Genomic DNA, 8,923 nt, shown 5'->3' on the forward strand with positions numbered 1-8,923 from the left:
GCGTTCCACGGTTGCCCAAGTGCCAGCGGCCAAATCCGTGGCATCAAGTTCGGTGAGGCCATCAGGATTGCAGCGATGGTGATGGACGTCGTAAAAACGAACAAGTAGCACGTTAATTTACAAGCTGATGCTTGTTTAATTTTTGCAACTTTCTTTATATGCTTTCACAGTTTCTAAAAAACTTTTCGTAGAACTAAAATCAATTTCCTTTTCTAAATTTTGGAAATTTTCTGCTGTTATCAGCATGCAAGTTTTTGAATTTTTCATGACACCTAGCAAGACGCCATTTGCTGTTATAAGATAATCACCCGCTTCAGGAGTATTAAAATCCCAAAGTGTATAATTTAAATCTAAAGTGGTAGACTTGTTATTTACAGTTGCTTCAACTTGATTATCAAGTTTTTTATAGGCAACCCTTGCTTTGTGCTTAAATATATATATCTCAGATGGTAAAGCCCGTTGCATCGATGCTAAAGAATCATATACTTTCAAGGATGGAATCGTCTCATGTATGGGTATAACTAGCAGTTCGCAGTGTGATGAAATCACTTGAGCGTGTAAAAGTTGCATAGATTTTGGAGAATTCCCAAGTAGCCGAATTATATAGTCCGATTTCTGAAGATTGTCAGATGTAACGTTAGACCATTTAAACCCAATTGATGCTCCATGGACAACGGCAAACAATTTTTCACCAACAGAGATTACCAACGGATATGATTCCAAATCTGCCTTACTATTTCTAATCCACCCCTTGTCCGCAAGGCTAGCGTCAATCTCTATCCTTGCGTCGTTAATTCTACCAGGAGCAGACGATATATCATTCATCGCCTTGAAGCCTTTGCTTTCTACTAGGTTCTGCTTTCTAAGAATTTCAGCATTCTTCTCTTCAATGCCAGACAATAATTTCTTAGATTTTTCTGGATCTTTTTCTTCTTGCAATTTTTTCAAAAGTGAAAGAAGTTCTCCATTTATAAATTTTAACTGTTCAAGGTGTATGCTAATTTCTTTCACGTCATCTTGTTTTATTATAAATCGATTTTCTACTAGAGCATTCCCCAAAATAGCAGTCATATCCATTCTTCTCTGGCTTTCATTGACTACATTTCTTACGTCATCCTGAATTTTTCGAGGTAAATCATCTATCTTTTCACTTAAAGAAGCTACTGTTTTATTTTCTTCTTTTTGATCAGACTTCATCTGAGATATATCTTCGGAAATCTTTTCAAAATTTCTAGACATGCGCTCAGTTGATGACGCTAGTAAACTTATTGACTGGGCTTGCTTTTGGTTGGATTCTTCAAGTCTTAAAATATTATTTCTAGCTTCCTCAATTGTATGATTTGCTTTTGATAATTCTTGTGAAGTAGCTTCAAGGTCTTGTGCCGTCAGGATCTTTTCTTGCAGTGCTTTGTCTCGTTCTTCCTTTATCTCTCGATTTTGATCTTGAAGAGCTATTACTTGGATGTTTTTATTAGCCATGGCATATTGACTGTAATAATTGTCAGCTATCATATTTTGTTCTTTGTCAAATTCATCTATAGTACTCCAGAGACTTTCGGAAACACCAGCAATTGCCCCATGGGCTAGGTAACTATTTTTTCGAGGAGTATCAGAAATATACAAAAACAATGACGTAACAAGAAAATCCATAATCAATATTAATAAAGCAGGCCTCATCGCTACACCTATTTGCCTTGCTTTTCCATAGAAAAAATTATTGACTCTTTGGCTTTTTGTAAATAATTCATGCGCATATAAGCAGAACAACCAATTCCAATCAGCGTTGATAGGTACGCCCATAGCCTTGCAGCTTCAGAACCGAGCAATGACATCAGAATAAATGCAAATATTGTCATCCCCAATCCAATATACATAGGAAGATCAAAAAAAATATCCATGTTGTTAATCAAGGCAAGCTTTACTTTTGGACTAGACACTTCTTTAAAAATTTTAGACAATCTAGATTTTGCAAGGTGAATTGAGTATCCTTGTAAGATTATATTAGCTACTAAAACTATAGCAATTACGGGGGAAGCTTTCTCTTGAAATAAAAAACTTGATTGCAAAGTTGAGCCTTGCTGCATACTCATGCTTGAGCTAAAATCTTCCCGTTCATTCTCGTTATTTTTATTAAAAACAATATAAAAAGACAAAACTAGCGCAACAAAAACTATTGCCCCTAATATCTTTTTAATGCTCCGATTGGGTAGTTCTGTTTCGTTATTTTTGCGAGTAGGATTGAAAAACGGGAGAATCATCAGAATTGATAAGCAAAAACAAATTATTGCTATGCCATATTTTAATATTACGGCAAGACGTTGATTAGTTCGTGCAAACTCAAGCCATTTATTAGTCACCGCAGTGACAATTATTGGAGTTGCTTTTGTGCTATTTTTTAAAAATCTAGAAACTAATGTAGGATGCTCGGCAACAAATTTCAATCCTGCTGGCCCCTTCCGTAGGGCAGCGTAAAATGAGTTCATCCCTATTTGGCCATAGTTTGCTAAATTATCGATCACCTTTGTTGTCACTTCCATTCCATGACTACCTGCAACGGCCATGATTCTTGACATCTTCGCAGCGTTGTCTGGTGCCATTGAAATAAGTTTAGATATCATTTTTACTTGATCAACATTCTGGCAATATTTAGTTATCGTTACAAACCGTGACCATGTGCCAGCTTTTTTAAATAATTCATAGAACGGTATAAAAAAATCTTTTATTTTTTCAACCTTTGCAAATTCGCCTAAACTTTTGAATCCTTTAAGCATTGTCCGAAGAAATTTGATCATCGGCTCAGAGAGAGCTGAAACTTTCTTTAATGCCTTCATGACCGTTATCGCAGCTTCTCCTGGAGGGAAAATAGTAGTTACAATTCCAGCGGTACTAAGAGTTACAATCAAAGGATCGGCTTGATCTTCAAAAAAAAGTTCTCTAGTCAAATCCCGGAGATCGCCATAAATAACAAAGTCTGCTGCCGCTGATCCTGCGAGACTGGCTAAATCATCAGCCTTACCAGTTAAAAATCCATAGCCAGCAGCACGTAACCTTCCAGCTGGAGAATTATCAAACTGAATTTGATTTAAATATTTTCCTTTTAATGCTTGAGCACTCGGCGAATCAGGTAAATTAGATTCGATAATATAGTCGAGTATGTTAACAGCAGATTCCTTTCTCCCAGCATCCCATTCTTGTTCTGCTAACGACCTCAGGTCAACATCAGGCAATTGATCAAGCATATTCACTGCTACTACCGATTTAAAATCATTTTCAGTATAGTCAGGAAGTCTTAGTATAACGCAAGCAACAACAAGCAATAAGAAAATAAAAATAATTTTTTTCACGACTGTGCCCTTTTGTAACGGATTAAGATAGTCATATTTCTAAATACAAGACTCTCGTCTTATGCCTAGGCCTGCTTCTAAAAGATAATTGCTAATCCTGACCAGCTAATCCTGACCAGCTAATCCTGACCGCTCAGAATCAACCCCTTCGTCTAACTCTGTTGTTCACAAGCCAGCTTAATCTATCGGTAACCAACACGGGTATCATATGTTTCAAAGGTTTTTAACTAAATGCATTTAATAGTAGAGATTTTACTCTTATTAAAATTAAACTTTTGAGTCGTATATTAGATACTGATTTAATAAGTTAATTTCCATTTTTTTGGGAAGATGATTCATAATGACCAAATGTTGAATATTGCCTAACGTTGACATGGTCGACTTCAATGAAAATTTCCCACAAGTTCAAATCATTTAACCAAAAACATAAATACCATATTTTGTGAGCAGTTTCTAAAAATTGTTTTAACACTCTATGGTGACAAAACTGTCCACTAGGAGGTTCAAGGATACATATCCATTGCTACGCTTGGTTGAAATATAAACACATTCTTCTGATGCTCATTTGTCCAAGGCTGCCGCTGTCAAGGAAAAGGGCTTCGCTATCATCAAGTTACTCGGTTGTATCCCCGCCGCTCCCGCCAAGGATGAAAAGAAGAAATAAATTTTCATAGATCTATGAAGCAAGCCCCCTCATTGGCCAGGTGGTCAATGAGGGGGCTAAAATTTTCCAGAAAGAGATATTCCATGAAACATCTTCTAAGGGTTATTTTTTAGAAATCTTAGAAAACACCGACCATATTCTTTTAAAATGCTGTTGAAAACACAGTGTCTTAGGCGGCGGAGCCGTGTCAACATTAAATTCACTTTGGATAGAAATCCTTTCGCACTCATTCATACCAAGTTGGCTGCAAACTTTTTTTATGTAATTGACTTCAGACTTATCTAGCATTTGATCGCATAACGCTATTGAATAAAGAAGCCTGACAACTTGAGAGCAGCTTTCTTTTGTGTAAAAATATTTTGAAATGTTCCTTGGGAAACAACTAGATTGTGCTATTTTTTCAATTTCAGAATCAAGTGCACTTTTTTCGACACTACTAAAGGCTGCATATATTACCTGACGCTCTTTACAATCAATTGGTCCGTCAACTTTAGCAATTTGAAATGACAAAGCAAGCAGTGCTTGAGTCGATTTAGAAATTGTATTTTTGAAGGATGAAGAATTAGAGTTAAAAATACCAGTCGCAGGAATGCTTTCGATCAAATAAGGTGTCGCTGCAATTGCAATTTTAATACAAGCTGTAAAAATAGACATGGCAATTTTCCTTGATTTATGCCAATTGAGACGATTTCATGTTAGAACTTGCTTCAAAAATTTTTGCTCCTTTTTCAAAGAGTTCCCAAAGATTTTTAAGCCAATTTTCAATTTCAATAGCTTTATCATACGGAAGCTTCATCCTTTTCGAGATATCCTGTATTGCCTCGGTTTCGGATGCTGAGACATGTCCGTCTAGACAGGCCAAGGTAATGAGGTCACGTAATAAGACAAGTTTTTCGTTCTGATCAAAAGCTTCAAAATCTATCTGGTCAATTTCAATTTTTTGCAAAGTTGTTGCCTGAATCCCCCAAACCGCAGCCTGTTGTTGAATAAATTGCTTTTCTGGAGGACTGTATTTAAAATAATATCTTGCGATACTGTCCAGACATGAAAAATAGTTAATAACATTAGGCATTTGTTCACCTCGTTGTGTGAAGAATTTCTTTTCGTTTCTGATCTTCTTTGCCACCACTACGGACAAGCTTGGAGATACCAAACCCAAGGAAGCCTGCTGCCACAGCACAACCAACAGTCCAACCCAACGGGGTAGAAGCCACGAATACACAACCGAGAGCACTACCCAAAGTTGTTGATCCAAAAATCGTTGAAGCTCCCGCAGCAGTAGCGGCGGCTGAAGCAGAGAAGGCTCCACCAGTAGCAGCTAGTGTTGTAGTTAGTATTTCACCAGCTACTCCAATTTTGTCACGGCCTGATAACGATTCTAAAGCTTTGTTTCGATCTTGATCAGTGATTACTGTTGTATCGATTGCCATCTCAATTCTCCTCGAAAGATATCTTCAAAGTCAAAATAATATCAACGATTAGTTGAAAAAATTCTTTTGCTGCATCTATTGCAATCGCAAATATATTTGATGTATTCGATTGAAGGTCAAGAGAGTGACCGATAACTGCTCCGTAAAAGGCCATAACAGCTGTCGCAATGGGGGAAAGCAAAGGGCCTATGAATGGCACAAGATTAACTAGTGCACCTAGACAAGCACCCAAAGCCATACCTATTGCCATATTGGGGTTCCGCTGAATAAATTCAACTATTCGGAATATTATTAGCTTGCCGATGTTCACCAGCTTTGATCCAATTTCTTTTGAAACATCCCAAAGACTTAGCAGTCGCGTCGTGATTTCAAGTGGAATGCCGTATTTCTCAAGTAAAGTTACAACCTCTAGCTTAGTTACAAAAGTATTCTCGCTTTCAAGCAGCTTGACTTGAGCGAATGCTTCTTGCGCGTCCATAGTGCCTCCTTTTGTATTGAGAATACATTACAAAACACCATTATAATCATGTTTACACAAAAAATATCATAGTATCAACTTATGCTGAAAGTGGGTTTTAATATTTAGCTATAGTCAAGACATTTATTCAGTTTGTCTAAAAACTGCATGTCAACCTTCTTGTCGACGTGATCAGAGTTCCAAAGACCTGAACGACGAACCTTTTCCCTATTGCTATAACAGCCAAGCCAATTAGAAGATGGGGGATCAATTTGGGGTTTATCAAAATTGCTAAGTAATGCTATTGATCCTTTTTCGATATCTGCGCGCAAACTGTCGGGACCAGGTTCATCGGAAATATCCAATAATATAAATGGCAATTTGTTTATAATATGGCTGACATGTATTTCAATTGGCGTTTCAACAGATCGCAACACATCTAAAGAAATTCCAGTTTTTCGACTCGCTTTCCCGGCATCACTTTTTAGTCCCCATGTCGGCACATCAAAATTATCTCTCGATATCAAGGCTTGGCCAACAAGTAATCTAAAGATCGACCCGCGATGATTACCGCCGCCAGTTCCCACTGTGCCTCGATGCTGTGCGAGCCGCCCATGCAAAGATGATTTTGAACCAACAGTCAATCCATGCGTGCCTACACGCACTACTCTCGGACCGCATCCACTGTCGGAGCGTGGCTCACTTTCGTCAAAAAAGAAATATACACCCCGGTGTGGAATAGTATTATTTTTCATAGACTCAGAAAGTTTAAAGAATCCTCCTTGCTTTATTTTAAATGAATCAAGGAGATCGTAAAAAATTTTAATATTTTCCAGTCTATCCATTCTTAATCCTTGAATTCAGCCACGAAATTTGTTCACCTAGTCTCAAGCCTTCAAGCGGAATGATCACTTTCTTGCAAAATGTTAGCAATTCAGTCACAAGAAACTCTCTGTAGTATTTGCCAGCTAATATTACGACTTCATCAATAATGTGTTCTTTTTCTTTCAATTTTGTGGCCACGTCGTGAGACCATTTGTGTCTTTCATCTTTTTTAAGCAATTTAAGTGTCATGTTATAATTTTCAATTGGCGAATCTGGAGCTGTCAAACCATATTTGGCTGATAGGATGTACCAGTTGCAAGGCTGCATTTCAACAAATCTTTTGGATTTAACAAACCAATTGGATACGTATAATTCCTTCGCCGGCAAAATCCCTTCCCTTTTTTTCGATACGCATGAAATTAAAAATATTTTTTTCATTTAGTGTCTGTTTTTCAGTCATTAATGTTTAAGAATGTGTAAAATCACATGTCTTTGATATGTTTTTTTGATATTATTAACTGCTGATTTCATACAATTGTTTGGCTGAAGTGAGCATGGCATGGATCTTGGTGCGAATCTCTAGTGGCTCAATAAGTTCAGCGTGATCGCCAAAACTTAATAGCCACGAAGTAAATTCTTCATAACTTTTCACGGTCAAACGCAGGACAACCTCCCCAGAAGGCATCTCTTCTATTTCTTGGTCGTCACTCCATATCCTTTCTGTGATATATGTAGAGACAGTTGTATCAAAACGAACGGTGGCTTTGAAAGAATTTGTATCTATCAGCCCAAAATTGTTGTTACTTGAATTTGGAAGTTCGACAAAATTATGCTTCTTTCTTAGTGGGTTTAGACATTCAATCCTATGGACTGCCAATGTCATTGGCTGAACTATCTCTTGACCTTCGTCTTTCTTGATCCTCCAGCACTCTAAATACATTCCATTCTGATAGGACAGCAATCGCATTGGAGCTATCAAAAATGTTCTAGACGTGCTTGCTTGGGGACTTTTGTATTCAACATCACACAGTCTTTTTTTTGGGATTGCCTGCATGATTAACGTTATTATCGACTGATAAGGGGTATAGTCGATCATCCCTTTGGCAAATGATCTTGCAATGGGTTCACGTGCCAAGTTTTGCAGTGAACTATCTGGAAGCATGCTTGCAGTTTTATCGACCGTGCTCTGTAGTTCTATTCTAAAATGCTCAGGAAGCATGTGTGAAACAATGTCTTTGCAAAAAGCTATTTGCTGTACATTTTCATACATCATGCAGACAGTCTTAGATTTTTTAAGCCTATCAACCTGAAACCATCTTTCCCTTCCGTCTTTCCCATATTCTACTTGCTCAAACACTTCTATCTCAGAAATTAATCTTTCAATAGTCGTTTTAGAACATTGAAGTCTTTCTGCAAGGCTAGACAGTGTATGCTTCCTTCCGCTAAAAAGAAGCAAAGAATACAGCTGAAGCATTTTAAGCGAACTTGAGGCATCTGGGTTAAGTCTAGCCGGCATCTACTTCCCTCGGTGAGAATCAATCATTTCACAACTATTATACTCACGCTCATCACACAGGACGAAATCTTGCCTTTTTTCCCAAAAAAAAATGGAAATCGCCCGTGCTCGAGATCGAACCATTTCTTGGCATCCTTCGCCAAGCCAAAGCCTTGAGTAACCTTTCAGTATTAAAGGTTTTTTACGCGAATTGTTGTAGACGCCCTATTGGAAATCTCAACACGACTTCTTTGTCCTGAAAAGGCTGGGATACCTCCTCCCGGACCAGGTCGCTGCCCTGACCAACGCTTTCCATGAATGGTTCGATGACGCCTCCATCCGCCCCCCTACCTTGAAAAGCCGTGGCCGGGATCGGACGGTATCGGTTGGTGTTTCTCTTTATTCGCTTCACCAGAGCCAGTGGGGCGAAATGCTTGCACTGAACGATGTTAACGATATCGATTACCGCGCTGGTTATGTCAAGTTGATAAAGCCCCAACATCTTGAAAAGAAGGAGGTTGCTGGTCGCGTGATCAAAGTCGTCCTTGTGGGGATTGGCCCGCCCCATGTCTCAGATCCATACCGCCCTTGTCTCGGCCCAAGCCCCCGCCCAGTGCGCCCATTAACTGGACCACCGCCAGCTCCTTGGCCTTGGCTTCAACGTCCACGGTCATCTCACGCCCCAGCCAGCACACCGGAAAGTCCTTC

The 8,923-nt window shown here is 38.6% G+C and carries 10 protein-coding genes; all 10 read right to left on the reverse strand.

Annotated features, from left to right (window positions below; all coding sequences use genetic code 11):
* Positions 1 to 135: 135 nt before the first annotated feature.
* Positions 136 to 1,800, reverse strand: a complete 1,665-nt coding sequence (locus Q368_RS26280; RefSeq protein WP_156955876.1) for a coiled-coil domain-containing protein — start codon at positions 1,798 to 1,800, stop codon at positions 136 to 138.
* Positions 1,686 to 3,344: a hypothetical protein gene (locus Q368_RS26285; RefSeq protein ID WP_156955877.1), complete on the reverse strand. Its 1,659-nt coding sequence runs from the start codon at positions 3,342 to 3,344 to the stop codon at positions 1,686 to 1,688. Before Q368_RS26285 ends, Q368_RS26280 begins: the two co-directional genes overlap by 115 nt.
* Positions 3,345 to 4,110: 766 nt before the next feature.
* The gene (locus Q368_RS25275) at positions 4,111 to 4,662 is read right to left on the reverse strand and encodes a TerB family tellurite resistance protein (protein WP_084158983.1); all 552 of its coding nucleotides are present in this window, start codon (positions 4,660 to 4,662) and stop codon (positions 4,111 to 4,113) included.
* Between the two features lie 16 nt (positions 4,663 to 4,678).
* Positions 4,679 to 5,080, reverse strand: a complete 402-nt coding sequence (locus Q368_RS26290; protein WP_156955878.1) for a hypothetical protein — start codon at positions 5,078 to 5,080, stop codon at positions 4,679 to 4,681.
* Between the two features lie 4 nt (positions 5,081 to 5,084).
* The gene (locus tag Q368_RS26295; RefSeq protein WP_156955879.1) at positions 5,085 to 5,438 is read right to left on the reverse strand and encodes a hypothetical protein; all 354 of its coding nucleotides are present in this window, start codon (positions 5,436 to 5,438) and stop codon (positions 5,085 to 5,087) included.
* A gap of 1 nt (position 5,439) precedes the next feature.
* The gene (locus Q368_RS26300; RefSeq protein ID WP_156955880.1) at positions 5,440 to 5,916 is read right to left on the reverse strand and encodes a hypothetical protein; all 477 of its coding nucleotides are present in this window, start codon (positions 5,914 to 5,916) and stop codon (positions 5,440 to 5,442) included.
* 104 nt (positions 5,917 to 6,020) lie between these two features.
* Positions 6,021 to 6,740: a GIY-YIG domain-containing protein gene (locus Q368_RS24250; RefSeq protein WP_052360358.1), complete on the reverse strand. Its 720-nt coding sequence runs from the start codon at positions 6,738 to 6,740 to the stop codon at positions 6,021 to 6,023.
* Positions 6,733 to 7,158 carry a DUF6884 domain-containing protein gene (locus Q368_RS26305; RefSeq protein WP_342665725.1) on the reverse strand — a complete coding sequence of 142 codons (426 nt, stop codon included), beginning with the start codon at positions 7,156 to 7,158 and terminating at the stop codon, positions 6,733 to 6,735. Before Q368_RS26305 ends, Q368_RS24250 begins: the two co-directional genes overlap by 8 nt.
* Before the next feature lie 76 nt (positions 7,159 to 7,234).
* Positions 7,235 to 8,236: a helix-turn-helix transcriptional regulator gene (locus Q368_RS25280; protein WP_084158984.1), complete on the reverse strand. Its 1,002-nt coding sequence runs from the start codon at positions 8,234 to 8,236 to the stop codon at positions 7,235 to 7,237.
* A 181-nt stretch (positions 8,237 to 8,417) separates the two neighbouring features.
* Positions 8,418 to 8,783 carry a hypothetical protein gene (locus Q368_RS0122370; protein ID WP_029461238.1) on the reverse strand — a complete coding sequence of 122 codons (366 nt, stop codon included), beginning with the start codon at positions 8,781 to 8,783 and terminating at the stop codon, positions 8,418 to 8,420.
* Positions 8,784 to 8,923 lie beyond the last annotated feature (140 nt).

The organism is Solidesulfovibrio alcoholivorans DSM 5433 (assembly GCF_000702665.1).
GTDB lineage: Bacteria > Desulfobacterota > Desulfovibrionia > Desulfovibrionales > Desulfovibrionaceae > Solidesulfovibrio > Solidesulfovibrio alcoholivorans.

What these genes read in the sequence shown, in the direction of transcription:
- Q368_RS26280 (WP_156955876.1), bottom strand. Translation starts at nt 1,800, where the DNA reads ATGGGCGTACCTATCAACGCTGATTGGAATTGGTTGTTCTGCTTATAT.
- Q368_RS25275 (WP_084158983.1), bottom strand. Translation starts at nt 4,662, where the DNA reads ATGTCTATTTTTACAGCTTGTATTAAAATTGCAATTGCAGCGACACCT.
- Q368_RS26290 (WP_156955878.1), bottom strand. Translation starts at nt 5,080, where the DNA reads ATGCCTAATGTTATTAACTATTTTTCATGTCTGGACAGTATCGCAAGA.
- Q368_RS26295 (WP_156955879.1), bottom strand. Translation starts at nt 5,438, where the DNA reads ATGGCAATCGATACAACAGTAATCACTGATCAAGATCGAAACAAAGCT.
- Q368_RS26300 (WP_156955880.1), bottom strand. Translation starts at nt 5,916, where the DNA reads ATGGACGCGCAAGAAGCATTCGCTCAAGTCAAGCTGCTTGAAAGCGAG.
- Q368_RS24250 (WP_052360358.1), bottom strand. Translation starts at nt 6,740, where the DNA reads ATGGATAGACTGGAAAATATTAAAATTTTTTACGATCTCCTTGATTCA.
- Q368_RS26305 (WP_342665725.1), bottom strand. Translation starts at nt 7,158, where the DNA reads ATGAAAAAAATATTTTTAATTTCATGCGTATCGAAAAAAAGGGAAGGG.
- Q368_RS25280 (WP_084158984.1), bottom strand. Translation starts at nt 8,236, where the DNA reads ATGCCGGCTAGACTTAACCCAGATGCCTCAAGTTCGCTTAAAATGCTT.
- Q368_RS0122370 (WP_029461238.1), bottom strand. Translation starts at nt 8,783, where the DNA reads ATGGGGCGGGCCAATCCCCACAAGGACGACTTTGATCACGCGACCAGC.